This window comes from Pseudoalteromonas sp. MEBiC 03485, from assembly GCF_004195145.1.
Taxonomy (GTDB): domain Bacteria; phylum Pseudomonadota; class Gammaproteobacteria; order Enterobacterales; family Alteromonadaceae; genus Pseudoalteromonas; species Pseudoalteromonas apostichopi.
On record NZ_SGBT01000001.1, the window covers coordinates 43526 to 69314 of the forward strand.

General features: G+C 41.0%; 23 protein-coding genes. 6 read left to right on the forward strand and 17 right to left on the reverse strand.

What is annotated here, in order from left to right; all coding sequences use genetic code 11:
• Nucleotides 1-85: 85 nt before the first annotated feature.
• Nucleotides 86-1009 (reverse strand): flagellar motor protein MotB, encoded by a 924-nt coding sequence (locus EVU92_RS00205; protein WP_054562656.1) that lies wholly within the window; start codon nucleotides 1007-1009, stop codon nucleotides 86-88.
• Nucleotides 1010-1012: 3 nt separating this feature from the next.
• Complete coding sequence (gene pomA / locus EVU92_RS00210; protein ID WP_054552564.1) at nucleotides 1013-1780, reverse strand: flagellar motor protein PomA; 768 nt, start codon at nucleotides 1778-1780, stop codon at nucleotides 1013-1015.
• Nucleotides 1781-2052: 272 nt separating this feature from the next.
• Between pomA and xseB the strand changes: the two genes are divergently transcribed.
• The 3 genes from xseB to dxs all read left to right on the forward strand — a co-directional run bounded on the left by xseB (nucleotide 2053) and on the right by dxs (nucleotide 5139).
• The gene (gene xseB / locus EVU92_RS00215) at nucleotides 2053-2295 is read left to right on the forward strand and encodes an exodeoxyribonuclease VII small subunit (protein WP_054552565.1); all 243 of its coding nucleotides are present in this window, start codon (nucleotides 2053-2055) and stop codon (nucleotides 2293-2295) included.
• A gap of 4 nt (nucleotides 2296-2299) precedes the next feature.
• Nucleotides 2300-3187 (forward strand): (2E,6E)-farnesyl diphosphate synthase, encoded by an 888-nt coding sequence (gene ispA / locus EVU92_RS00220; RefSeq protein WP_130049550.1) that lies wholly within the window; start codon nucleotides 2300-2302, stop codon nucleotides 3185-3187.
• Between the two features lie 89 nt (nucleotides 3188-3276).
• Complete coding sequence (gene dxs, locus EVU92_RS00225; protein WP_130049551.1) at nucleotides 3277-5139, forward strand: 1-deoxy-D-xylulose-5-phosphate synthase; 1863 nt, start codon at nucleotides 3277-3279, stop codon at nucleotides 5137-5139.
• A gap of 223 nt (nucleotides 5140-5362) precedes the next feature.
• Here the strand turns inward: dxs and EVU92_RS00235 are convergent, their stop codons facing one another.
• The 10 genes from EVU92_RS00235 to glyA all read right to left on the reverse strand — a co-directional run bounded on the left by EVU92_RS00235 (nucleotide 5363) and on the right by glyA (nucleotide 15762).
• Complete coding sequence (locus EVU92_RS00235) at nucleotides 5363-8449, reverse strand: ligand-binding sensor domain-containing diguanylate cyclase (protein WP_130049552.1); 3087 nt, start codon at nucleotides 8447-8449, stop codon at nucleotides 5363-5365.
• A gap of 33 nt (nucleotides 8450-8482) precedes the next feature.
• The gene (locus EVU92_RS00240) at nucleotides 8483-8968 is read right to left on the reverse strand and encodes a phosphatidylglycerophosphatase A (RefSeq protein ID WP_130049553.1); all 486 of its coding nucleotides are present in this window, start codon (nucleotides 8966-8968) and stop codon (nucleotides 8483-8485) included.
• On the reverse strand, nucleotides 8965-9939 hold the full coding sequence (thiL, locus tag EVU92_RS00245) for a thiamine-phosphate kinase (protein ID WP_130049554.1): 975 nt from the start codon (nucleotides 9937-9939) through the stop codon (nucleotides 8965-8967). The genes EVU92_RS00240 and thiL overlap by 4 nt, the downstream gene beginning before the upstream one ends.
• Before the next feature lie 45 nt (nucleotides 9940-9984).
• On the reverse strand, nucleotides 9985-10395 hold the full coding sequence (gene nusB / locus EVU92_RS00250; protein WP_054552571.1) for a transcription antitermination factor NusB: 411 nt from the start codon (nucleotides 10393-10395) through the stop codon (nucleotides 9985-9987).
• Nucleotides 10396-10410: 15 nt separating this feature from the next.
• A complete protein-coding gene (gene ribE, locus EVU92_RS00255; RefSeq protein WP_054562661.1) occupies nucleotides 10411-10875 on the reverse strand; it encodes a 6,7-dimethyl-8-ribityllumazine synthase in 465 nt (154 codons plus the stop codon).
• A gap of 115 nt (nucleotides 10876-10990) precedes the next feature.
• Complete coding sequence (gene ribBA, locus EVU92_RS00260; protein ID WP_130049555.1) at nucleotides 10991-12106, reverse strand: bifunctional 3,4-dihydroxy-2-butanone-4-phosphate synthase/GTP cyclohydrolase II; 1116 nt, start codon at nucleotides 12104-12106, stop codon at nucleotides 10991-10993.
• Between the two features lie 41 nt (nucleotides 12107-12147).
• Nucleotides 12148-12801, reverse strand: a complete 654-nt coding sequence (locus tag EVU92_RS00265; protein ID WP_130049556.1) for a riboflavin synthase — start codon at nucleotides 12799-12801, stop codon at nucleotides 12148-12150.
• A 4-nt stretch (nucleotides 12802-12805) separates the two neighbouring features.
• Nucleotides 12806-13945 (reverse strand): bifunctional diaminohydroxyphosphoribosylaminopyrimidine deaminase/5-amino-6-(5-phosphoribosylamino)uracil reductase RibD, encoded by a 1140-nt coding sequence (gene ribD / locus EVU92_RS00270; RefSeq protein ID WP_130049557.1) that lies wholly within the window; start codon nucleotides 13943-13945, stop codon nucleotides 12806-12808.
• A 2-nt stretch (nucleotides 13946-13947) separates the two neighbouring features.
• Nucleotides 13948-14397 (reverse strand): transcriptional regulator NrdR, encoded by a 450-nt coding sequence (gene nrdR, locus EVU92_RS00275; RefSeq protein ID WP_054552576.1) that lies wholly within the window; start codon nucleotides 14395-14397, stop codon nucleotides 13948-13950.
• 108 nt (nucleotides 14398-14505) lie between these two features.
• Entirely contained in the window at nucleotides 14506-15762 is a 1257-nt protein-coding gene (glyA, locus tag EVU92_RS00280; protein WP_054552577.1) for a serine hydroxymethyltransferase, read from the reverse strand.
• A 291-nt stretch (nucleotides 15763-16053) separates the two neighbouring features.
• Here glyA and EVU92_RS00285 point away from each other — a divergent pair, with 291 nt between their 5' ends.
• Nucleotides 16054-16422 carry a hypothetical protein gene (locus EVU92_RS00285; protein ID WP_130049558.1) on the forward strand — a complete coding sequence of 123 codons (369 nt, stop codon included), beginning with the start codon at nucleotides 16054-16056 and terminating at the stop codon, nucleotides 16420-16422.
• A gap of 32 nt (nucleotides 16423-16454) precedes the next feature.
• Here EVU92_RS00285 and thrC read toward each other — a convergent pair whose 3' ends face one another.
• The 4 genes from thrC to EVU92_RS00305 form a co-directional block, all read right to left on the reverse strand.
• Nucleotides 16455-17738 (reverse strand): threonine synthase, encoded by a 1284-nt coding sequence (gene thrC / locus EVU92_RS00290; protein WP_130049559.1) that lies wholly within the window; start codon nucleotides 17736-17738, stop codon nucleotides 16455-16457.
• A gap of 18 nt (nucleotides 17739-17756) precedes the next feature.
• On the reverse strand, nucleotides 17757-18683 hold the full coding sequence (gene thrB / locus EVU92_RS00295) for a homoserine kinase (RefSeq protein WP_130049560.1): 927 nt from the start codon (nucleotides 18681-18683) through the stop codon (nucleotides 17757-17759).
• A 9-nt stretch (nucleotides 18684-18692) separates the two neighbouring features.
• On the reverse strand, nucleotides 18693-21110 hold the full coding sequence (gene thrA / locus EVU92_RS00300; protein ID WP_130049561.1) for a bifunctional aspartate kinase/homoserine dehydrogenase I: 2418 nt from the start codon (nucleotides 21108-21110) through the stop codon (nucleotides 18693-18695).
• Nucleotides 21111-21337: 227 nt separating this feature from the next.
• On the reverse strand, nucleotides 21338-21712 hold the full coding sequence (locus tag EVU92_RS00305) for a response regulator (RefSeq protein ID WP_130049562.1): 375 nt from the start codon (nucleotides 21710-21712) through the stop codon (nucleotides 21338-21340).
• Between the two features lie 246 nt (nucleotides 21713-21958).
• Here EVU92_RS00305 and EVU92_RS00310 point away from each other — a divergent pair, with 246 nt between their 5' ends.
• Together EVU92_RS00310 and rdgC are read left to right on the forward strand one after the other, a co-directional pair.
• A complete protein-coding gene (locus EVU92_RS00310; RefSeq protein WP_130049563.1) occupies nucleotides 21959-23722 on the forward strand; it encodes a HAMP domain-containing sensor histidine kinase in 1764 nt (587 codons plus the stop codon).
• Nucleotides 23723-23812: 90 nt separating this feature from the next.
• Nucleotides 23813-24721, forward strand: a complete 909-nt coding sequence (gene rdgC, locus EVU92_RS00315; RefSeq protein WP_130049564.1) for a recombination-associated protein RdgC — start codon at nucleotides 23813-23815, stop codon at nucleotides 24719-24721.
• A gap of 63 nt (nucleotides 24722-24784) precedes the next feature.
• On the opposite strand, the gene EVU92_RS00320 is transcribed toward rdgC, so the two are convergent.
• Entirely contained in the window at nucleotides 24785-25627 is an 843-nt protein-coding gene (locus tag EVU92_RS00320; RefSeq protein WP_058586211.1) for an HDOD domain-containing protein, read from the reverse strand.
• Between the last annotated feature and the right edge of the window lie 162 nt (nucleotides 25628-25789).

Genomic DNA, 25789 nt, shown 5'->3' on the forward strand with positions numbered 1-25789 from the left:
ATTACCTGGCATATAGCTGTACTTATCAACTTTTTTCATTTTTATACTCCATTACATGTGTTAATGAAGTTTCACTTTAATTGATTTATTGTCTTACATCAATAGGGTCAGATTCGTGAGCTTTACCTTGCATGATAGATATTTCGACACGACGATTCCGCTTGCGATCTTCATCAGTCACATTCGGTACAAGAGGCCTAGTTTCTGCGTGACCTACAACCATCATACGAGATTTATCAAAACCAGGGGCTTTTTCCATTTCGCTTGCAACGGCAACTGCACGTTTTGAAGATAAATCCCAATTATTAGTATAAAGCTCATTTGATACTTGGAAGTCGTCAGTATGTCCTGACACGGTTATTTCACCCGGCACATCTTTTAATAGTGTCGCAATATCACGAATAATAGGCTTAAACTTAGGCTGTAAAAAGGCGCTGCCAGATGGGAATGAGCCATTCTCACGGATGCGAATAATAATTTGTTGACCTAATGACTCAAGTTCAATCGCACCATCCATAATTTGCTGTTCAAGCTGCTGGGCAATTTTCTTCACAAGCTCATTAGTCTGTTCTTGGTCAGCCGCAGAAATTGACTGCTCCAATGCTTGTTGCTGAGCCGTACTTTGCGATTCACCACCACGCTTATTACCACGTTGCTCTTGACGACCACCGGCAGAGCTTTCATCACCAGCTTGAAACTCAAGCATTTGCTGAGTCATTTCTACAGTTTGTTGTTGAATCGTTTCGATAGGGGTAGGTTCAGGTTTACCAGGGGTAAACTCCATTGCTATTACCGAGGTCCCTTTTGGAATATCTTTTACTTCAATTTTGTTTTGCACACCAAATGCAAACTTCATTGAACCAGCAATTTGCTTAAACTTCAGTACATCCATTTCCGAGAAAGCAAGTAAGAGTACAAAGAAGCACATTAATAATGACATTAAATCTGCGAAGGTTCCCATCCAGGCTGGTAAACCTGGTGGTGGACATTTGCACTCTTGATCGGACATGCCCTACTCCTCGGTATCAACTTTACGTTTTGATTCAGCTAGGTAATTTTTCAATATACCTTCAATGACTTTCGGATTTTGGCCATCTTGAATACCTAGTACTGCATCGAGAATTAAGCGTTGGTTAAGAGCTTCTTCATCTTTACGTAGTTCTAGCTTTACCTGAATAGGAATTGCTACAACGTTTGCTAAGAAAGCACCATATAATGTTGTTAAAAGTGCAACCGCCATCGCAGGACCGATTGCTTTCGGGTCATCCATGTTTGATAGCATAGCAACCAGACCTATTAGCGTACCGATCATACCCATCGCAGGGGCAATATCAGCAAGTGACTTGAATAAGCCTGCGCCAAGTTCATGACGATTAGCGGTGAGAGAAATATCTTTTTGCAGCGTGGCACGAACAACATCAGCATCATGACCATCCACTAACATATCCACCCCTTTACGCATAAAACCGTTGGGGATTTCGGCTTCTTCTAATGCTAGAAAACCACCTTTACGTGCTGAGTCAGCTAATTCTACTGCTTTTTCAATTAATTCTTCTGGAGATTCGATTTTGAACATAAAGGCTTTAGCAGCCACTTTACCTATGCCCAAAAATTGCCCCATGGTGAAATTCGATAACACGATAAAAATCGAACCACCAAATACAATGACCACCGAAGGCGTGTTGTAAAACATTGCAACTTGGCCGTCACTACTTAACACCATCGACATAGCAATTAAGCCTATGGCACCAAGAATACCTATTATGGTTGCTAAATCCACATACCCCTCCAGAGGAACAATTACACGACACCCTCAGGCATCAAATTTTTATTATTAACTGCTTATCGGCAAGCAATTGAAATACTTAAATCATTAAATGAATTAATTATATTTTAATGTAAGATTTTTAAGCTACAAGTTTAAGCTGTATGTAAAAGCGTAAAAATAACATATTGAAAATGGATTATGCGTAAAAAAACACATCATTCTTTGACCTAGTTTAGCATTCCCCCTAAAATTGGCCTCACTTTCTAACAGCTATCGAGGCCACAATGGCAACAAAGAAACCAGAAAACCTAAGCTTTGAAGAAGCGCTGGATGAATTATCTCAAATAGTTGCACAAATGGAGCAAGGTGAATTGTCTTTAGAACAATCACTAAAACAATTTGAACGTGGTATTGCGCTGGCGAATGCTTCATCTGGTAAGTTGCAACAAGCCGAACAAAAAGTTGCCATCTTAATGGGTAACGATAGCCAAGCTCCTCTTAGCAATTTTGATTCAAACTTGGACTAATTAAGTGCAACTAAAAGAACAATTACAACGCGCTCGAGAAGACGTTGAGGCACATTTAAATCGCTATTTCGCACAGCCACTTAATACCGAAAAGAACATTAAAGAAGCTACTCATTATGGTGTTTTAAATGGTGGTAAGCGCTTACGTCCTTACCTTGTATATGCGACGGGCCGAATGATGGGTGCTAACAAGGCCGATCTCGATATTCTTGCTGCTGCCATTGAATGTATTCATAGCTACTCATTAGTCCATGATGACCTACCTGCAATGGATGACGATGACTTAAGACGTGGTCGTCCCACCTGTCATATTGTCTATGGTGAAGCGCAAGCAATACTCGCTGGTGATGCATTACAAACACTAGCATTTGATTTAATCGCCAACCACCGATTTTCAGTTCCTGCGAGCCAGCAGGTAAAAATGATAGCCTCGTTAAGCAAAGCCTCAGGTATTGAAGGTATGGTAGGTGGACAGGCACTGGATATAGAAGCGACTGATAAAGAAATTAGCGTGTCTCAGCTAGAGCGTATTCATCAGTTAAAAACGGGCGCCTTACTAAACTGTGCAATTACACTTGGTGCATTAAGTGCTAATAGCTGCGATGAACATACTCTAAAGCAGTTGAACTTATTCGGCCAAGCAATAGGTCTGGCTTTTCAGGTACAAGACGATATCCTAGATGTAGAAGCTGATACTGAAACATTAGGTAAGCCACAAGGTTCAGATATTGCCGCCAATAAAGCAACTTACCCTGCTTTATTGGGAATGGCAGGTGCAAAGCAAAAAGCACAAGACTTACTAGCTCAAGCTCATCAAGCTCTTGAGGCAATTGATTACGACACCAGCGAACTGGCAAGCCTTGCTAGCTATATCGTTGAACGTAATTATTAATGCCTAAAAAAGAAAGACAAAATAACTAAAAAATCAGAGCAGCAATGGGCTATAATGCACTCTGGTTAGCGAAGGATGTATATAAAATCATGACACTTGATAGTAGCAAGTATCCATTATTAAGTTTGGTTGACGAACCAGCACAACTGCGTGATTTAGCGCAAGACAAGTTACCTGCGTTTAGTAAAGAGTTACGCGAATACCTACTTAACTCAGTTTCGCAAAGTAGTGGTCATTTAGCATCAGGTTTAGGCACTGTTGAACTAACGGTTGCGCTTCATTATGTTTATAACACGCCTGAAGATCGTTTAGTATGGGACGTGGGTCATCAAGCATACCCACACAAAATCTTAACTGGTCGTCGTGACCAAATGCATACTATTCGTCAAAAAGACGGCTTACACCCTTTCCCATTCCGTGAAGAAAGCCCTTACGACACCTTCAGTGTAGGTCATTCGAGCACTTCAATTTCGGCTGCACTAGGTATGGCCATTGCTGCTGAAAAAGAAGGTAAAGATCGTAAAACAGTTGCTGTTATTGGCGATGGTGCGATTACTGCAGGTATGGCATTTGAAGCGATGAACCACATGGGTGATGTAAACCCTAATGTGCTAATTATCTTAAATGATAATGAAATGTCGATCTCTGAAAACGTGGGTGCACTAAACAATCACTTTGCACGTATTTTGTCTGGTAGCTTCTACACCAATATTCGTGAAGGTAGCAAAAAACTTCTTTCAGGCTTACCACCTGTGAAAGAGCTTGCCAGTCGAATGGAAGAACATTTAAAAGGTATGGTCATTCCAGGTACTTTCTTTGAAGAGTTAGGCCTAAATTACATCGGCCCAATCGATGGTCATGATGTTAATATGTTGGTCGATACCTTACGTAACATGCGTAACCTTAAAGGTCCGCAGTTACTGCATATCAAAACACAAAAAGGTAAAGGTTATAAACCTGCTGAAGCGGATCCAATTGGCTACCATGGCGTACCAAAATTTGATCCTAGCATGTCAAAATTACCAAAATCAAAACCTGGCGCGGCTACATTTTCTAATGTATTTGGTGACTGGTTATGCGATATGGCAGCACAAGACGACAAGCTGATGGCAATTACCCCAGCGATGCGTGAAGGTTCTGGCATGGTGCGCTTTTCTAAAGAGTACCCTGCGCAATACTTTGATGTAGCTATTGCTGAACAACATGCTGTAACGCTTGCAGCTGGCCTTGCCTGTGAAGGCTTAAAACCTGTTGTTGCTATTTATTCAAGCTTTTTGCAACGCGCTTACGACCAACTTATCCACGATGTGGCATTACAAAACTTACCTGTTTTATTTGCTATTGACCGTGCAGGAATTGTAGGTGCAGATGGTGAAACTCACCAAGGAGCCTATGACTTGAGCTTTATGCGCTGTATTCCTAACATGATTATCATGGCACCAAGCGATACTAATGAGTGTCGCCAAATGTTGTATACAGGTTACCAATGCAATCAACCTGTTGCTGTTCGTTACCCTCGAGGTAGTGCGGGTAATTGTGACGTTGAATCGACAATGAGCGCGATTGAAATTGGTAAAGCGCGTAGCATCAAGCTAGGTAGCAAAGTGGCAATCTTGTCGTTTGGTACGCTATTAGAGAACGCCAAAGTAGTCGCCGATGAACTTAACGCAACAGTGATTGATATGCGCTTTATTAAGCCTCTTGATACTGATGCTATTAGCGAATTACTAGCTAGCCATGATGTGATTGTTACCTTAGAAGACAACGCCATTGCGGGCGGTGCAGGTTCTGCTGTGAATGAGCACCTAGCTGCAATTAAGGCTAACGTGTCTATCTTAAACTTAGGTATTCCAGATGAGTTCATTAAGCATGGCACGCAAGATGAAATGCACGCCGAAATGGGCTTAGATGCTAATGGCATCTTAGCTAGCATCAAAGAGTTCATGGCTTAAGCCAAACAGCATTCACAAAAAAGGAGCTTTAAAGCTCCTTTTTTAATACCAATCCGCTTAATTAAGTAGTCTATTTTGAGGCAATTAAACCTCGTTGATAACAAGGCAAAAATTTCGTTATTTAGTTGTTCTAAATGAGAAATTTTTAACGCAGTTAGCGACAGGTTTAATCCCTCAAAATGATTAAGTATTATTGCGGGTTGGTATAATACCAATGGAAACTCTATCGCATCCAAATTTTTATATCGGCTAAGCCATTAGCTTGTAATGCACTGAGCTGCTGATCAACATTATTGCTTTGCTCGAACTCAAAGGCATCTAATTGCTCATCAAAGGTAATGTTTGCAACACCATCACCACCACGCTTTTTAACTTGATGTAATGCGATATCAGCAAGATTGACTGAAGTTTCCCAACCAATAACTTGTCCACCCAATAAAGGTAATGGGTAGAAAGACCAGCCAATCGACGCAGTAATGGTGGTTGACTCACCATTTGGTAATCTAAATGGATTTGCTGCAATCGCTTCACATAAATCAGCAACATAATTGTCTATCGCTGTACGTTTGAAATCACGTAGTAAGAGTAAAAACTCATCACCACTCCAACGTGCGACATAGTCAGAACCTTGTGTACGGCTATTAAGTAAGGTTGCCATTTGCTGTAAACAGCTATCGCCTGCAAGTGGCCCATAAGCATCATTAATTCGGCTAAAGTTATCAAAGTTAATGATCAACAATACCAATGATTTGCCCTGCGCTTGTAATGACTGCGAGTTTCGCTGGAAGTGCTCGATATCTTTTGGTAGTTGATCAAACAAGAAACGGCGGCTACGTAATCCAGTAAGCTCATCAGAATGGCTAACTAACTTAAGCTGTGAATTTACTTGATTAAGCTTATCGTTGGCTTCACGAAGCTCAACAGTTCGTTCTGTTACTAAGCTCTCAAGAGCTAATTGTTTACGTTTCTCTTGCGCTCTAAATACCCAGAACACAAGATAAAACAATAAAATAAAGCTGCTGGTGATCAAAAGTCTGAAATAGATAGTCTCGTCAAAGCGACGCGGCACCACAAAACTATACTCAGTACGACGTGCTTTTTGCCAATCTTCACCACGGCGTTTTGCTTCAAGCTGGAATAAAAAAGAACCCGGCGGTAAGTTGGTATAAATTGCCTCACGACGAGTATTAGCATAACGCCAGTCACTGTCCAAGCCACTTAAGCGGTAACGGAACTCAATACTTGAAGGGGCATAATAATCAATCGCAGTATATTTTAATGTCACATCACGCTCATCAATTTGCAGCTCAGGTTTATTACCTAAGGTTGCCGTACTTAAATGACGAAGCGGCGTGATCAGGCTTTCAATACGAGGTTTCAGAGCTTGCACACCAAAGAGCTCAACACTCTTTGGAATTTCAACAACACCTTGTAGGCTTGGGTACCAAATAGAGTTACCTGTATCTGCCACAGCATCATGGCCAAGACCGGCACAACATTGACTAGCTTTACCATCGAGCTGACGGTCAAACGATGAGATCACTTGTTCTACTTTTAAGCTCTCAATGTCAGTACCAAACTGCTCTACCGGCATGCGATATACGCCTTTCATGGTACTTACCCAAATACGCTTTAACTGCTTATCGTAAACGAGACTAAAAATAGACCCATACGGTAGACCATCGGTCGCATCTAACTGACGCCACTGACCTTTGGTACTGCGATAAAATAGACCATCGTTAAGTGAGCCTATTAATATCCCCACCCCTTCAATATTTAAAATACTGGTGACGTAAGCACTTTCTAAACTAGTTTGGTCGCCAATTTTCTCAATACCTCGGTCGGTAAAGTAATAAGCCCCTTTACTGGTACCAATTAAGCCAAAGTTTTGCTCATCAAGAACATAGGTTATAAATTTACTGCTTAAGAATGCATTGTAAGCAAATGGTGTTAAACCACCATAACTTAAGCGATACATACCTCGGCCAGTACCAAGCCAAAAACCGCCTTTGCTAGAACGGCTAATTGCGAATACAGGGTTATCTCGTAGCGCTCGCCCAGGGACTGTATATAAGTTTTGGTTTTCGTAATAAAACACACCGCGACCAGTTGCGATGTACAAACGGTCTCCATCAAATTGTAAGTCGTGCACCGCAGCTCGACCAAATTGATTACTCGGAATTTGATTTACAAAATTTTTGTTATAATCGAAGTAGCCAACACCACTTCGATTGGCCACCCATAATTTGCCATCAGGTGCTTGGCTAATAGCCATCACCGCTTCTGTCATATTTGAAATAGCAGAGTGACGTTCAATACGCCCCTCATGAGCAAGCCATAAACCTTCACTGAAGCTTGCCAGCCAAATATTATTTTGATTATCACGAAAGATATCAGCAAACCAAATACTCTGATCTAGCTGACTTGGCTCAACCCATTGCCAATCACCTGAGTTATCACGAAATAACAGCCTGCCATAGGTCGAAATCCATAACGCCCCATCAGAGTCACTCATAAACTTATAAACAGCAGAGTTACTCGCATTTGGCAGTGGGAATGGACGCAGCTCATCATCTAAATCAAGAAAATAAGCACCTAGCTCTGAGGCTAGGTATAAGTTACCTTCAAGCCAAGCCATATCATGAATAATGGTTTGTGCTAATCGTTCAGGTAATGACACTTTTGCAGTGAGTTCTAATCGTAATTTTGCAAAGTCAGAAGAGGTATTAGTTAAGCGCAGTAAGTGACGCTCATTAACCAGCCAAATACCTTCTGGCGACAAAGCCATTTGACTCACTGAACCAACAATTTGCGTAATTGCAGTGGCATTAGATACCGGTACGATTAACGCTGAGTTTTGATTTAGTGTGACTTGATTTCGAGCAACATAATAAAGGCCGTTCGCAGCAATCCAGATACTACCTTTGGAGTCTTCAAGAATATCCCGCACAGGGCCTTTGACGTTAAAGGTTTGCGACATCATAGTTTTAGGATCAAGTGTCACCAAGCCATTTTTGGTACCTACCCAAAGTAATCCTGTGCTATCAACCAATAACTTATTAATACCGTTACTTGGCAGGAAGTCGCTATTTTGCGTATTGAAGTTGGTGAAAGTATTACCATCAAATCGGCTTAAGCCAAACTGTGTGCCTAGCCACATATAGCCTTGCTCATCTTGAGCAATACTTTTTAAAGATTGTGATGGCAAGCCATTTTGGATGTTCCACTGTTTAACGACATAGTCAGTAATAGATGCAAACACAGGCATGCTGCAAAGCATCAACAAACAGACAACTAGAAATCGCATCATATACTTGCCACCAAGTAACACTTAACTCATCGTTTAAAAAGGCAAATAGCCAGCTTTAAACAAGGCTTGAACACAAATTAATGAAAATATACCTGCTAAAATATCATCAGCCATGATGCCCAAGCCACCGTGTAAACGTCTATCGAGAATTCTGATAGGACCTGGTTTAGCGATATCAAAAAAACGAAACAACAAAAAACCAACCAACAGTGACTGCCAATTCAGTGCAGCACCAATCATGGTGATATAATAACCAGCAACTTCATCCCAAACAATGGCAGGATGATCGTGTACCCCTAAGTCATCTGCCGTTTTACCACATGCCCAAATACCAAATACGCTGATCACGATTGCAAACACAATCTGTAACCATAGCGGAAAGTACATTGTGGTAAAAATAAACGGCAATGCAGCAAAGGTACCAAAGGTGCCTGGAGCTTTAGGCGCAAGGCCTAAGCCAAAACCCAAACCAAAAAATTGGTGTGGGCGTTTTAAATTGAATAAACGGTTATTGCTCAAACCGGCTCCTTCGTGAAGTGCTGAAAACCCTTGCCTTGATAGTTAAATTTTTCACCATCAAGTAATAGTTCAATGTCACTTTCGCCACTTTTAATTTGCCCAACACAACTTGCTTCAACACCATACTGGCGCAACTTCATATCAACCATGCTTTTATTACTTTCAGGCACAGTAAACAGCAACTCATAATCGTCACCGTAATTTAAGATATAATCAAACTGCTCTGCACGTGGAATTGAAGAGTTTAGTGCATCAGAGACTGGCACTTTATCGACATTGATCACAGCACTGACTTGCGATAGCGCTAAAATATGTCCTAAATCAGCTAATAAGCCATCAGATATATCAATCGCCGCAGAGGCTGCACCTCGTAACACCTGCCCCGCTGCAACACGCGGAGTCGGGTAATCAAAGCGATTATTTAAATAATTTAAATGTTCAGGGGCAATATCAAGTCCTTGTTTACGAGCTTCAATTGCCACACCAGCATCACCTAATGGGCCTGTTACATAAATCCAATCGCCAACTTTAGCACCACTACGACGTAGTGCTTTGCCTTCAGGTACGATGCCTTTAGCACAAATTGTAATAGTTAAAGGGCCTTGGGTGGTATCACCGCCAATGATCTGCACATTGAAGTACTCTGCAATTTCATGCATACCTTCGGTGAACTCTTCAAGCCATTCTATGTTTACTTCTGGCAAAGTTAAGCCAACCGAAATCCACGTTGGTTCTGCACCCATAGCCGCCAGATCACTTAAGTTAACAGCTAAAGCTCGATGCCCAAGAGCACGAGGAGAGATGTCATCAAAAAAGTGTACCCCCGCAACTAACGTGTCTGTTGTTACTGCCAATTGGCAGTTTTCAGGCACAGATACCAAGGCACAATCGTCACCAATACCTAGGTTCACATCATGGCGAATAATACCACGGCCTTTAAAGTAACGATTGATTAATTCAAATTCCTTCATACACAAAAAAGCCGGCCCAAGCCGGCTCTCCTTTTACGGTGCTACTTACTTACGCAGTTCTTTCACTGCTTTATCAAGTACACCGTTGACAAACTTATGACTGTCTTCAGCACCAAACATCTTAGCAAGCTCAATGCCTTCATTGATTGCTACTTTGTAAGGTACGTCTTCACGGAATTTCAGCTCATAGCCAGACAGACGTAAAATTGCTTTTTCGACCATGTCTAACTCATCTGCTGGGCGTGCTAAATGTGGCGCAACGATTTCATCTAATTGCTTACAGTTAACAACAACACCGCGTGCTAGGTCTTTGAAATATTCGACGTCGATCTTAGTCACATCATTTTCAATTAACATTTGCTGTTCGATATCAGCAATCGGGTTACCGCTTAACTGCCAAGAGTATACGGCTTGAAGTGCTAAGATACGTGCTTTACGTCTTGCTGCTGGTTTCACAGAGATTCCTTAAACTTAAATTTTGTCTAACACATTAACCATTTCAAGCGCACCTAAAGCAGCTTCGCCGCCTTTATTACCCATTTTGGTACCTGCGCGCTCAATTGCTTGCTCAATGCTTTCAGTGGTTAATACGCCAAATGCAACCGGGATATCATACTCAAGAGATACTTGCGCAAGACCTTTGTTTGATTCGCCAGCGACTAAATCAAAGTGTGGCGTACCACCTCTGATCACTACGCCTAAAGCGATGATTGCATCGTGTTCTTTCTTTGCTGCAACGCGTTTCGCTGCTAAAGGTAATTCAACGGCACCTGGTACGTAAACAACAGTAATGTCGTCTTCAGATACGCCACCTGTGCGCTTAAGCTCATCAACAGCGCCTGCTAATAGGCTGCTACCAATAAAGTCATTAAAGCGAGAAATGACAATGGCAAACTTTTTGCCCGGTGCGTATTTGTTACCTTCAATAATTTTCATTTAATAACCCTAAAAAATAAGTTTAAGCGGTTGCGATTGCGCAAAAATTACGGCGCATAATACCACAAAAATATAAAAGTAGCCTAGTAAATCTGTTTTCCAACAATTTGCCTAATTATGACTGCGGCTCAACGTAGTCAACCACTTCTAAGTGGAAACCAGATAACGCATGGTACTTTTTAGGACGGCTCATCAAGCGCATCTTTTCAATACCTAAATCAGCAAGGATCTGTGAACCCACCCCCACAGTACGCGATGTACCTTGGAATTTACGGTGACTAACATTTTCGCCAGCATCTTGTGCAGCAAATGCTTTAACGGTTGCTTCTAGGTCTTCCGTTGATTCTTGCTTACCTAAAATAACCAGTACGCCGTTGTGCTCAGCGATATAAGCCATAGCATCTGATAAGCCCCAGCTACGATCAGCACTTCTATCTGATAATAAGATGTCATTGAAGGTACTTTGTAAGTGAACACGAACTAACGTCGGCTCATCTTTAGATACTTCACCTTTTTGTAGGACATAGTGAAGTTGACCATCAATGGTGTCTTTGTAAGTAACTAAATCAAATTCGCCGTGATCAGTTGGCAATTTACACTTGGCAACACGCTCGATGGTGGTTTCGTTTAGGTTTCTGTATTCGATTAAATCTGCAATAGTGCCAATCTTTAAGTCATGCTCTTTAGCAAAAATTTCAAGATCTGGGCGACGTGCCATAGTGCCATCAGCATTTAAGATTTCAACAATCACTGATGAAGGCTCAAGGCCCGCTAAACGCGCTAAATCACAACCCGCTTCGGTATGACCCGCTCGAGTTAGCACGCCACCTGGCTGCGCCATAATAGGAAAGATATGCCCCGGTTGAACAATATCGCTTGGCACGGCACCTTTAGCAATAGCAGCTTGTACTGTACGAGCACGATCAGCTGCAGAAATACCTGTCGTTACGCCTTTCGCCGCTTCAATAGACATGGTGAAGTTAGTCGAAAAAGCAGCACCATTATTTTTAACCATGAGTGGTAACTCTAACTGTTGACAACGCTCTTGTGTCATAGTTAAACAAATTAAACCACGGCCATGCGTTGCCATAAAGTTGATGGCATCTGCACTGATATGCTCTGCTGCGATGATTAAATCGCCTTCATTTTCTCTGTCTTCATCGTCCATTAAAATAACCATTTTACCGGCTTTAATGTCATCGATAATTTCTTGCGCGCTGTGTAAATTCATAATATGCCCATGAGAGTATTATTAATAGTGACTATCTTTGCTTATTTAATAAAGCCAGCTTGTGCTAGCAAGCTCATTGATATGTCTGAACGGGAAGGTTGTTCGGCCCCTTTTATTAGGCGCTCTAAATAGCGAGCAATCTGGTCAACTTCTAAGTTCACCTGAGTACCCACCTGAAATTCTGCAATCGTTGTTTGTTCAGCGGTATGCGGAACAATAGTAAGCTTAAAGCGGTTTTGTTCGACCTCATTGACCGTTAAGCTAATGCCATCAATACATACCGAACCTTTGTACGGAATGTATTTCATTAAATCATTGTCTGTACTTAACCAGTACTCTGTTGCACGGGCATTAGGACTGATACTTTCTACAGTCGCAATACCATCAACATGACCTGATACTAAATGCCCGCCTAGGCGAGAAACGGGTTGCATGGCTTTTTCGAGGTTGACTGTTTGTCCTTTTTTATAATGCGCAAACCCAGTTAAGCTGATTGTTTCGTTAGATAAGTCAGCACTAAAACCATCGCTATGTTTAGCGACAACCGTTAAACACACACCATTAGTGGCAATACTGTCACCGAGCTTGACGTCTTTCATATCCAAATTAGTGCTTTGAATACGAATAGCCAGATCGCCTTGCTTTTGTGTTAGTTCAACAATTTTACCTGTTGCTTCAATAATTCCAGTAAACATAGTGCTACTCTTTATTTTTCAATTTTTGTGGCTTGCTTTGCTTTGTAGCTGTTAAGCGAATATCGTCGCCAATCATCACTGTATCAGTAAAAGTCAGTTCAGTGATATCACTCATCACGGTAACTTCTGCAAAGTTTAGTAAGCTTTTGCCCATATCACCTATTAACTTAGGGGCAATATAAACGATGTATTCGTCAATTAAATCCTGCTCAGCAAACACCCCTGCAAGGGTCGCTCCTGCTTCGAGCCATATCTGATTAAATTGTAGTTCAGCAAGACGCTTTAAAACCGCGGATAAATCAACTTTATTATTAACTGCTGGTACAACTTCGTGTTTAACAAAGTGAGGCCATTGATGTTGTTTATCAAGCGATGTAGTGAAAATAATCACCGGACTTTCAATGCTAAATAATGTAAGTTCAGGCGTTAACCTATTTTGTGAATCAATAATCACTCGAGTAGGCTGGCGCAAAGGCAAGGATGTAGGCATAGCAAATGGCAGTTCATCAACGCGCACATTGAGTTTTGCATTATCAGTAATGACTGTGTCAGCCCCCGTCAAGATAGCGCAACTTTGCGCACGATATGCTTGCACATCTTGGCGCGCTTTAGGACCAGTAATCCATTTACTTTGACCATTATTTAGCGCGGTTTTGCCATCTAAACTACAGGCCATTTTACAAGTCACATATGGTACCCCTGTTTCCATACGCTTTAAAAAGCCTTTGTTTAGGTCACGCGCTTGTTGCTCAAGTAAACCGGATGCCACTGAAATACCAGCATCGGCTAAAATCTGTAGACCACGACCACTCACCGCAGGGTTAGGATCGACCATGGCAGCAATAACCTTACTGACACCAGCTGCTTTTAAACCTTCGGCACAAGGCGGAGTGCGTCCATAATGACTACAAGGCTCTAAAGTTACATATGCTGTGGCGCCTTTCGCATTGTCGCCAGCCACAGCCAAGGCATTTACTTCAGCATGGCCCTGCCCTGCTAGTTGATGAAACCCTTCACCGACTATTTCGCCATCTTTAACCAGTACACAGCCAACATTAGGGTTTGGAGTCGTGGTAAAACGCCCTTGTTTAGCAAGCTCAATGGCACGCGCCATATAAGCAATATCAAGCTCTGTGAATGACATAGTTAATCACCTAAACGAGCGATTTCTTCACCAAACTCGCGAATATCTTCAAATGAACGATATACAGATGCAAAACGCACATAGGCCACTTTGTCGAGTTTCTTCAGTGACTCCATGATGCACTCGCCAATTAAATGGCTAGATATTTCACGCTCACCAGTAGCACGAAGTTGAGATTTAATAATGTTAACGACTTCGTCGACCTGCTCAGTGCTAACTGGGCGTTTCTCTAAAGCGCGATGCAAGCCATTGAGTAACTTATCTTCGTTAAATGGTTCGCGACTACCGTCTTGCTTAATCACTCTTGGCATCACAAGTTCAGCGCCTTCAAAGGTGGTAAAGCGCTCATGGCATTCGTTACATTCACGTCGACGTCTAACTTGGTGACCACCGCCAACAAGTCGAGAATCAATTACTTTGGTATCTTTTGCGGTGCAAAAAGGGCAATGCATAGGGTTCAACTTCCGTTTATAAAAAACAAAAAAAGGCCGCTTACTAAGCGGCCTTTATAATAGCAAAAAACAACGCTATTGTTATCTTAATTACGGTTTAACCAGTAATTAAGCGTAAACTGGTAATTTTTTACAGATAGCTTTAACTTTCTCTTTTACTTCTGCTTGTACAGACTCATCGTTGATGTTGTCTAGTACGTCACAGATCCAGCCTGCAAGCTCTTTTGACTCAGCTTCTTTGAAACCACGGCGAGTAATAGCCGGAGAACCAATACGAAGACCAGACGTTACGAACGGTGAACGTGGGTCGTTTGGTACTGAGTTTTTGTTAACAGTGATGTTAGCGTTACCTAGTGCAGCGTCAGCATCTTTACCTGTGATATCTTTGTCAATTAGGTCAAGAAGGAATAAGTGGTTGTCTGTTTTACCAGAAACAACTTTATAGCCACGCTCTTGAAGTACTTCAACCATAGCTTGAGCGTTCTTAACAACTTGTGCTTGGTACGCTTTGAACTCTGGCTGTAATGCTTCTTTGAAAGCAACCGCTTTAGCAGCGATGATGTGGCATAAAGGACCACCTTGACCACCAGGGAAAACAGCACTGTTTAGCTTTTTGTAGATCTCTTCATCACCACATGCAGAAACGATTAGACCGCCACGAGGGCCTGCTAATGTTTTGTGAGTTGTCGTAGTAACAACGTGTGCATGAGGAATTGGGCTTGGGTATACACCCGCTGCGATAAGACCAGCAACGTGAGCCATATCTACGAATAAATATGCACCAACTTTATCAGCGATTTCACGGAATTTAGCCCAGTCAACAACGCCTGAGTATGCAGAGAAACCAGCGATGATCATTTTTGGCTTATGCTCTAATGCAAGTGCTTCAACTTGAGCGTAATCAATTTCGCCAGTTTCGTCATTTAGGCCGTATTGAATTGCATTATACGTTTTACCAGAAAAGTTAACGTGTGAACCGTGAGTTAAGTGACCACCATGAGCTAAGCTCATACCTAGTACTGTATCATGCGGCTGAAGAAGAGCTTGGAAAACAGCTGCGTTTGCTTGTGAACCCGCATGCGGTTGGACGTTAGCGTAATCTGTGCCGAATAATTCGTTTGCACGATCAATTGCTAGTTGCTCAACAACGTCAACATGCTCACAACCGCCATAGTAACGTTTGCCTGGGTAACCTTCAGCGTATTTGTTGGTAAGCTGAGAACCCTGCGCTTCAAGTACGCGTGGGCTACAGTAGTTTTCAGACGCGATCAGTTCGATGTGCTCTTCTTGACGAGCCGTCTCTTTAGTGATGGCTGCAAATAACTCTGGATCGAAATCCGAAATATTCATGCTACGTTCTAACATGGGGTCTCCTAAGGCAACGTGTATGGTGTTTTTTGAAGGCTGTATTGTACGCTTAAAACGCACTTTTGCCTATCTTGTAAAGATGAACATATTTAAACAGGGATTGAATTTATTTCACAGTGTTTTAATAATGATATTTTTTTATTGATACATAAAAAAAAATTATAGATTTAAAATATTACATATATTTTTAAAATGTCACTCTAGATAAAATTATCAACGCTTTATTGCGTTTCAATAGAAGCGAACTAAGCTTATATTCCTAGTCAATATCAAGGATGGTATAAGTACATGTTAGCTAAACCTATATATGAATTAGTCCCCTACGGATACTTCTTTCTCGGCATGAGCTGCATCACATTAGCAAATAATTATGTACCAACATTAATTGGTGTAACTTTATTTTTATTAGGCGCTAACATTTGGCGAATGCGCTCAGAAGCTAGAAGAACAGATCATATAAGCCAGCGAGTTAAACAAAAAAAGTCCAACTACTACTATGAATTTAAACCATTTATTATTTTTATTTCGGCTTTCACTTTGATGCAATGGACACAAAATGAATTAGTCTCAGTGATCAGTATTTTGCTATGTATTGCTGCGGTGGTCATTTTATGCATGCGAGTTTTAAACCGTCATAGTCATTCATTACTTCATTAAAAAAGAGCGGCTTCGCCGCTCTTTTTTTAGTATTAAGCTAATTTATTTAGCAGCTCTGTTCGAAGCAATTGATAATCAAACTTAATATCTTCAGCCAAACACTGCTTTGCCAATGCATCAGCAAGCGGTTTTGGCATTGGCAGTTCAATGTCTAAAATTTGCTCTACACTGTCTTTGAATTTAGCAGGGTGTGCGGTCGCTAAAAATATACCTGCACTACCGTCAGCTAGATTTTCTTTCAAGCCTTGATAAGCAATTGCAGTATGAGGTTCTGCGATATAGCCAGTCTGATGAATTTTTTTCATCACCTCTTTTGTTTCTTCTTCACCAACACAGCTTGAATAAAAGTCATCATAGCTAAACCATTCGTTATCTAGCATAAATTGAACGCGTGGCCAGTTATTCGGTTTACTCACATCCATTGCGTTCGATAAAGACTCAAGTGTGTCATTTGGCGCCCACTCTTTATTTCGCAAGAAGCGTGGCACAGTGTCGTTTTGATTAGTTGTGGCACTTAATTTAGCAACAGGCATTCCAAGTACAGCACCAATCATCGCCGCACATACATTACCAAAGTTACCACTAGGTACTGAGATATGCGCTTTACTACGCTGCTCTTTTGGTAATTGCGCAATTGCTTCAAAGTAATAGCATACTTGCGCAACTAAACGACTGATGTTGATTGAATTCGCTGAGTTTAAACCTAGCTTTTGTTTAATTTCATCGTCTAAGAAAGCTTGTTTTACCATACTTTGGCAGTCATCAAAGCTACCATCAACGGCGTAGCAGTGAATGTTATTACCTAAAGTAGTGAATAGTTTTTGCTGCGCTAATGATATTTTACCTTTTGGGTATAAGATCACGACATCTATATTTGGCTTGTTATAAAATGCATGAGCAACGGCTGCGCCAGTATCGCCCGATGTGGCCGTTAAAATAGTGACTTTTTCGCCTTGGTTAAATTGGGCAAGACACTCAGCCATAAAACGACCGCCAAAGTCCTTAAAAGCAAGCGTTGGGCCATGAAATAACTCCAAACAATAAATGTCTTTTTCAACTTTTACCAACTTCACATCGAAGTTAAAAGCGTTTTGCACCATCTGTGCGACGGTATCAGCAGGTAATTCATCACCAATTAAGTGCGATAAAATCTTACTACTCCGACTAACAAAGTCCAAATCTAATAAAGAATCAATGTCTTGTATTGGCGATAGGCTATCAGGGAAGAACACACCTTGATTACGGCCTAAACCCGTTTTTACCGCTTCCACAAACGACACCTGTTGTGTTTCATCTTTTAAATTATGTAATTGCATGTTTATTCCTTAAATTCTTTAAAGCTGTCGCGTGCCAAGTTGATCAAGTTGGCAGATATGGCAGAAGCCCTGCTCATTAATGTAATTATCATTCAGCCACGCTGCACACTTTTGTGCAGCTTCAAGACTCTTACACACGGTAAATAATGTTGGCCCAGCACCTGAAATACTGACAATTTCAGCGCCAAGCTCTGGTAAAGCACTTTTCGCTTCGACAAAGCCTTGAATAAGCGGTGCACGATACGGTTCGGCTATTTCATCAGACATAATTGATAGTGCAGCATCAAAACGGCCAGTGAGCAATAAGCTACTAAACGCAGAAAGCCGCTGTGCAAATTCAACACTGTCGTGCATTGATAATTGCGTTGGCAAGACCGAACGCGCTTTTGCGGTATTCAGTGAAAAACCAGGGAAAGCCGCTACGTAATACCATTGATTATCAACAGGTAACGAAATTGACTTGTTCGGAATGAGTTCACCCGTTAATTGCAAACCACCTAAATAACACGGCGTGATGTTATCGTAATGACGGCCGCCACTAACAATGGCTTCAAAGTCAGCCATCAACTCGATAAGTTGCTCTTGGGATAAATTCGTTTCGGCGAACTTATCGAGGGCCGCGAACGCAGCCACTACAGAACAAGCACTTGAACCTAAACCAGAGCCAATCGGTAGATTCTTTTTAAGCTCAAGCTTTACTGCTGACATAGTCGGCGCAACGTGCTCTTTAAAGTGAATTAAACATTGATAAGCTAAGTTTTCTTCAGCATTAGCTGGCAGTTTATGGGCATAGTCGCCAGAGCATACAAAAGTATCTTGCTCTGCGGCACTAACCTCTACAACATCGCCTAATAAAGTACCATCGATAGGTGCGAGCGCGGCACCGAGTGCATCAAAGCCGACAGCAAAATTCCCGATTGAAGCGGGTGCGTATACACGGATCATGACCTGCTCCTAGCGCGTTAACGTTTTTAAGATATCAGCAAATACGCCTGCAGCCGTTACTTCAGCACCTGCGCCATAACCACGAATCACAAACGGACGTGGTTGATAATATTGACTTAAGATTGCCAATGCATTTTCACCGTCACGGATATCGTAAAGAGCATGGCTACTATCTACGGCTTCAATGCCTACTTTACATTGACCGTTTTCAATAGTGCCCACATAACGAAGTACTTTACCTTCACTTGCAGCACTTTGAATGCGGTCGTTAAACTGCGCATCAAGTGATGGTAGTTTTGCCATGAAATCGGCTACAGAATCATCTTCTGCAAACCCTTTTGGTAAAACAGATTCAACTTCGATATCGCTTAGTTCTAATTCAAGACCAGATTCACGGGCAATGATGAGTAGTTTTCGAGCAACATCAGTTCCAGATAAATCATCACGCGGATCAGGCTCTGTAAATCCACTTTCTTTTGCTTTTAATGTTGCTTCACTAAGTGATAAACCATCTTGTAGTGCACCAAACATATACGATAATGAACCCGATAAGATACCGCTGAATTTAATGAGTTCATCGCCCGCACCAAATAGCGATTTAAGATTATCAAGTACCGGTAAACCTGCACCTACGTTTGTTTCGTATAAAAATTTACGATTATTCTTTTGTGTTGCTGCAACTAAATCTTGGTAGTAAGCATATGAGCTAGTATTGGCTTTTTTGTTAGCAGCAACAACATGAAAACCGGCATTCAAGAAATCCACATATTGCGCAGCAAGCTTATCGGCCGAACTACAGTCAACTATCACAGGGTTGATTAAGTGGTTTTGTTTTACAAATTGCTCCACCAAACTTAAATCAAATGCTTGCTCTGACTCGGCTAGTTTGTCTTGCCAGCCATTAAAAGCAATACCTTCGCTATCAAGGTAAAGCTGTCTTGAGTTAGCAACACCGTATAAGTTCAGCTTAATGTTACGCTTTTCAAGCCACGCTTGTTGGCGTTGTAACTGCTGAATAAGCTCTTGACCAACCAAACCACAACCAAGTAAAAAAACATCAATTGAAGGAATGTGGGTAAAGAAATTTTCATGGCAAACTTTTACAGCGTCGTTGCAAAACTCACCGTCGATGACCGCTGAAATTGCACTTTCAGTGGAATCTTGTGCAATTGCAACAATGTTAACCTGCGCTTGTGCTAACGAAGCAAAGAACTTAGCCGCTAACCCTTTGTGAGCACGCATGTTATCGCCTACTAAAGTGACAATAGCAAGGTTACGCTGCACTTGAACTGGTTCGATTAGGCCAGCTTGTGATTCTAATTCGAAAGCAGTCTGAAGTGCTTCAAGGGCAAGCGATAGGTCGCTTTCATGAACACAAAAACTGATGCTAAATTCACATGAAGATTGAGTGATTAAAACAATTGAAACATTGTCATGAGCAAGTGCATTAAATACTTTTGATGCCATGCCCACTTTACCTTTCATACCTGGGCCTGAAACAGTTAACATAGCAAGGTTTTGTAGACTTGATAGCGCTTTAACAGGCTCGTTAGATACACTGTCGTTACTGATCACTGAGCCTTCAGCACGTGGATTATGTGTATTTTTGATCTCACACGGCACACCCGCTTTGGCACAAGGTAAAATCGTTTTCGGGTGCAATACCTTCGCCCCAAAATAAGAAAGCTCCATCGCTTCTTTATATGATAGTGAATCAACCTTAGACGCTTTTTTGATATAACGCGGATCAGCATTATAAACGCCATCAACATCAGTCCAGATCTGACATACATCGGCTTCTAAACATGCTGCAGCAATTGCCGCTGAGTAGTCTGAGCCATTTCGACCAAGTGTTGTTAGCTCACCTTGTTCGTTAGCAGCAGTAAAGCCCGGCATGATATAAATAGTGCTCGGTGCAGCTTTTAGTGCTTCTTGAAAACGCAACTTACTTGCAGCCAAGTCAGCTTCAGCATCAATGTAGCCGCCCACAGAGGCAATACAATCAGTCGCTTCTAGATAGCGAGCATTGCTTTGTTTAAGCATGCACTCCATCAAAGCAACACTTACGCGCTCACCAAAGCTAATAGTATAGGCACGTACTTGGTCTGGGCAGCACTTTAAAAGTGCAACACCATCTAGTTTATTCTTCAGTTCATTCAAGTTAGGCCAACTTGCTACCTGACCAAAATCAGCTTCAACAGCAGCTTTTAGTTGTTCACAGCGCGCAACCAATGCTTGCCATAGCTCACTAAAGTCCTGCCCATGTTCTGCAGTACTTGCTAACGCGACTAATGAATCAGTCATACCACCTGGAGCTGATAGCACTAACAGCATTTCATCGCGTAATTCTTCTTTGACTAACTGAGCTACCTGTTGCAAACATGCGTAGTCGGCCAAGGACGACCCACCAAATTTTAATACTCGCATTATTTATGTTTCCTCATTCCATAAACGAAAAAGGCCTGTGTTCTAGTGAACACAGGCCTATAAATTTGTTGCACCGACCTATGCCACTATCCAGTAAGGATGATGGTTGTAATAATAATGGTCGTTGCGTGATTAAATGTTTTCATAGACTCTAGACTGCCTTAAATGTAGTCAGGCTGTCAACCCTTAAAGAAAAGATAAATTATGCGTTTGTGTTATTTAAAAGATTAATGAATACCAAATTTATGCAAAGTTGCTTTTAGACGAACAAGATCTATTGGCTTATCAATGAAATCAATGGCGCCCAACTTTACTACTCTTTGCTTCATTTCAGTCTGAATATCAGCCGAAATAACTATTACAAAGCATTCTATTTTCTCTGCTTTAATAGATTCAAGCACAGCGACTCCATCCAGTTCAGGCATGGTTAAATCTAAACAGAGTAGATCAAAATTATGTTCGCGCAGTAACGCAAGTGCTTCACGCCCATTGGTTGCTTGTTGAATATCTGCATTCAAGCAATCCCCTAAACAGCGCACTACCTGCTTGCGGGCAATATTTGAGTCATCACAGACCAGTACTGAAAAATTAGGATTATTCATGAAATAAAAATCTTTGCTGTAGCAAATACAACATTAAAAAAGGCTAATGTTAAAAAAGTTAAAGGTGAAATAAATTTATAACACAATTTTTAAAGCGCAGTAAGGCTAAGCTTTTTCAAAAAATACTAACAATTTATAAATGTTCCAGTAAAAAAGGATATATTTATTTCTTTTTAACCATTTATTAGCTAACTTTAGAACTAGCTGAATGTATTACAATTGTCACCAAGGAGCTATGGATATTCCATGCTACAAAAAAGCCTGTCAAAAGAATTATTAACAAATGTGCTCTCTGTCTACTTTTTACTAACCTTCGTGGTGACGTGTGGACAGGTTATTGCTGAGTACGTTAATACAAAAGATTACATTCGCGACGAGTTAACTACTTTACAAAAAACATTTAGCCGTAGTTTAACCCGTGCAATTTGGGAACTGAACGATAAACAAACCATCACGACGGCTGAGGGCCTACTGGCAATCCCTATGATCGAAGGCATTATTGTGCGTGATGATAGTGGTGAGGTACTCTCACAATTAGGGCGTTCGTTAGATATTCATGAGCTTTACAGTCAACAGTTAGTTCAAGAAGAAGCAATTATCGAAGATACGCCGTCGGGTTTATTTGGTTATACATTCCCACTTATTTTTGAATTCTCGGGTAAAACAACCCAAGTAGGCGACGTAACCCTATTCTCAAGCCGTGAAGTGGTATTTAGCCGCATCATGATTTCTATCTATTTTTTAATCGGAAATGCGATGATCAAAACCACCTTTTTGATCATTCTTTTCTTACTCGCATTTAGAAAGCGCTTAACCGAGCCATTGGCACAGTTCACAGAACAAATTGAAGATCTAGAACTAAACGATTTAGAAGGTCGCCATATCGAGATCAAAACCGTTGAGCATAACGAATTAAAAGTAATGGAAGAATCTTTCAACCGCTTAATTGATAAAGTGGTACTTTACCGTGAAGAGCTCGAACATACCCAAAAAGAACTTTTGATAAGTAATGAAAAGCTCGACCAACATAACTTGCAGTTAGAACAAGAAGTCGCACGCAAAACATCAAACCTAAGCCAAGCTATGATGGACTTGCAGCAACAAAAATACGAGCTTGAAAAACAAAAGCTAACACTTACTGAAGAAATCGATTTACGTAAGCAAACTGAACAAGAGCTAATAACTAAGCAAACTGAGTTACAACGCTACCTTGATGAACTTAATATGGCACAAGAGCGCTTAGTAGGCTCAGAAAAAATGGCTGCGTTAGGCGGCTTAGTTGCAGGTATTACTCATGATGTTAATACACCTATTGGGATTGGTGTTACTGCAACTTCCTTTTTACAAGAGCGCTTAGACCAAATTGAAGCAGCTTACAAAGATAAGACTCTGTCGCCAAAAGCACTGGAAGAATTTATTAATGATGCTAAACAAAGCACCAGCTTACTCACCAGTAACTTAGACCGTGCTTCTGAGCTGGTTGCAAGCTTCAAGCAAATTGCAGTCGACCAAGCCAGTGAAGCGGTACGAACAATTAATTTTAAAGAGTATTTAGGTGAAGTGATCCGCTCTTTACATCCAAAACTCAAAAAAACATCGCATCACATTAATTTAGATTGCCCTGATGATTTAACGCTTAACCTACCTGCGGGTGCTATCAGCCAAATTTTCACAAACTTGATTATGAACTCACTCATTCATGGTTTTGAAGGTATTGAAAGTGGTGTTATTGATATTGTTATCAAAGAAGAAGATGACGAAGTTGTCATCGACTTTAAAGACAATGGTAATGGCGTATCAAAAGAGCAATTAGAAAAGCTTTTCGACCCATTCTTTACTACTAAACGCGACCAAGGCGGCAGTGGTTTGGGCACACATATTACCTTTAACCTCGTTAAACAAACCCTAAGTGGCGATATTGAGGTATCAAGCGAAGTCGGTAAAGGCTTGCACTACCATATTAGTTTTCCGAAAAACATGCCAAAACCTCTTTCAATGTTTAACTCATAAGCAAATAGAGCTGATGCCGAAATGATTCATTTCGGCATCAGTTTTTTATTGCTATGATTGGGCAAATTTATTGAAAGGATTAGCCTAATTATGTGGTTTAGTAACCTTATCTGTTACCGTTTTAAACAAGACGTTTCATACTCTCAAGAAGACTTCGACAAAGCCCTAGAGCAAGACCTGTTTCGTTCATGTACCGGCCAAGAGCTTTCAACTTTTGGTTGGACAAAAGCGTTTGGTAAGCATGGGCAAACCCTGTCTCACTTCTCTCAAGACAGCATTTTAGTATGCGCAAAGCGTGAAGAAAAAGTGCTGCCAGCTGCCGTTATCAATGAAATGGTTGCAGAAAAAGTTGAGCAAATAGAAGCGGAAGAAAACCGCCCAGTTAAGAAAAAAGAAAAAGACGAACTAAAAGAAAATATTCTACACACGTTACTACCTCAAGCATTCAAAAAATCGAGCTTACAGTTTGCGTTTATCGACCAAAAGAATGGCTGGGTTGTTGTTAACAGCGCAAGCTTTAATAAAGCAGAAGAGCTTTTAGCCCTACTTCGTAAATCACTTGGCACACTTCCTGTCGTACCTGCATTTGCTAATTATGATTTAGATGTATTTTTAACTGATTGGTTAACTAATTTCAGTACGCCTGAAGGCTTTTCAATCGGTAACGATGCAGAACTTGAAGAAGCAGATGACAGTGGCGCTCAGGTTAAATTAAAAGGCCATGATTTATCATGTGACGAAGTTAAGTCTCATTTAGAAAATGGTAAGCGTGTAACTAAGCTTGCTCTTGATTGGCAAGAGCGCGTCAAATTCATGCTGCAAAACGATGGCTCGATTAAACGTTTAAGCTACTCAGAAACACTAAAAGAAGAAAACGCTGACATTCCAAAAGAAGATATGGCAGTAAAACTTGATGCTGACTTTATCTTAGCGTCAGAAGAAATTAAGCAAATGCTAGAAGAGCTGACTCAAGGCTTAGGCGACAAGGAAGATTTATAAAATTAACTCTTAGGTTAATTAACACTAAAAGCGCGACTAACTAAGTCGCGCTTTTTGTTTAAATTAGTCAGTAAAAATCGCTTTTACTTCGTTAAGCATATCGTGATATTCATCTTCACTGAACATATCAAGTGATTCAATCACGCCTTTATCCATGTAGGTTTGTAATGCTGCTGACTTATCAGAAACCTGTAAAATCCCTTCTAAAATTGCGCCAATACGAATGAAATCAACATAGCAGATATGTTCTGGACGATAGTTTGGATTTGCCCAACTTTCAGCAACTTCTACAAACTCATCAGTAAAGCCCCAAGCACGCATAATTGCACCACCTACTTTGCCACCTAATTTTTGGATAGCATGTGCAAGGAAACTTGGGTTTGCGAACACCTCTGGGTGCTTTTCGGCTTCAGTTAAAATTGGCAGTACACCAATGTTATAAACTAATGCCGCTAAGGTGATTGTGTCGCGATTAAGCGAGGTTTGCTTGTTTCTGCGTAAAAAGAAGTCCATTAAGGTAATTGAGTGGCACGCTACTTTAAGCGTTTTTTGCCATGCCTTGTCCATATAGCCTTTGATCAGCTCATTGTGCGATACAAACAGCTGTTCCATTGCCATTGCGGTAGCAATGTTTTTGATTTGACGAAGACCAATTCGTGTTACCGCTTGGTGTAGATTTGTGACTTTAACTGAGCGCCCCATAAAAGCACTATTCGCAACTTTGATCATTCGTGCTGATAATGCTGGATCATGAGAAATGACATCTGCCATATCCATCAAGTTTACCTCGGGATTATCCGCGGCTTGCCTAACCTTTACTGCAACTTCCGGTAAGGTAGGTAACACTAAAGTGTCGTTATTTATTCTGTCGACCAATATGGTCAGTAATGCATTTTCTGTTGACATATGTGTGCCATCCTCTTGGATTAGCCCGCCCAAACAAAGACAGACTAATGACTGACATTATTAGATTAGTTATAGTTTTAGTATTGTCTAACTTAGCGCTAAAGTTAAGAAATTCACAGAAATTATCTATTTTTATATTTTTTAACTTCCTAACTCATAAAT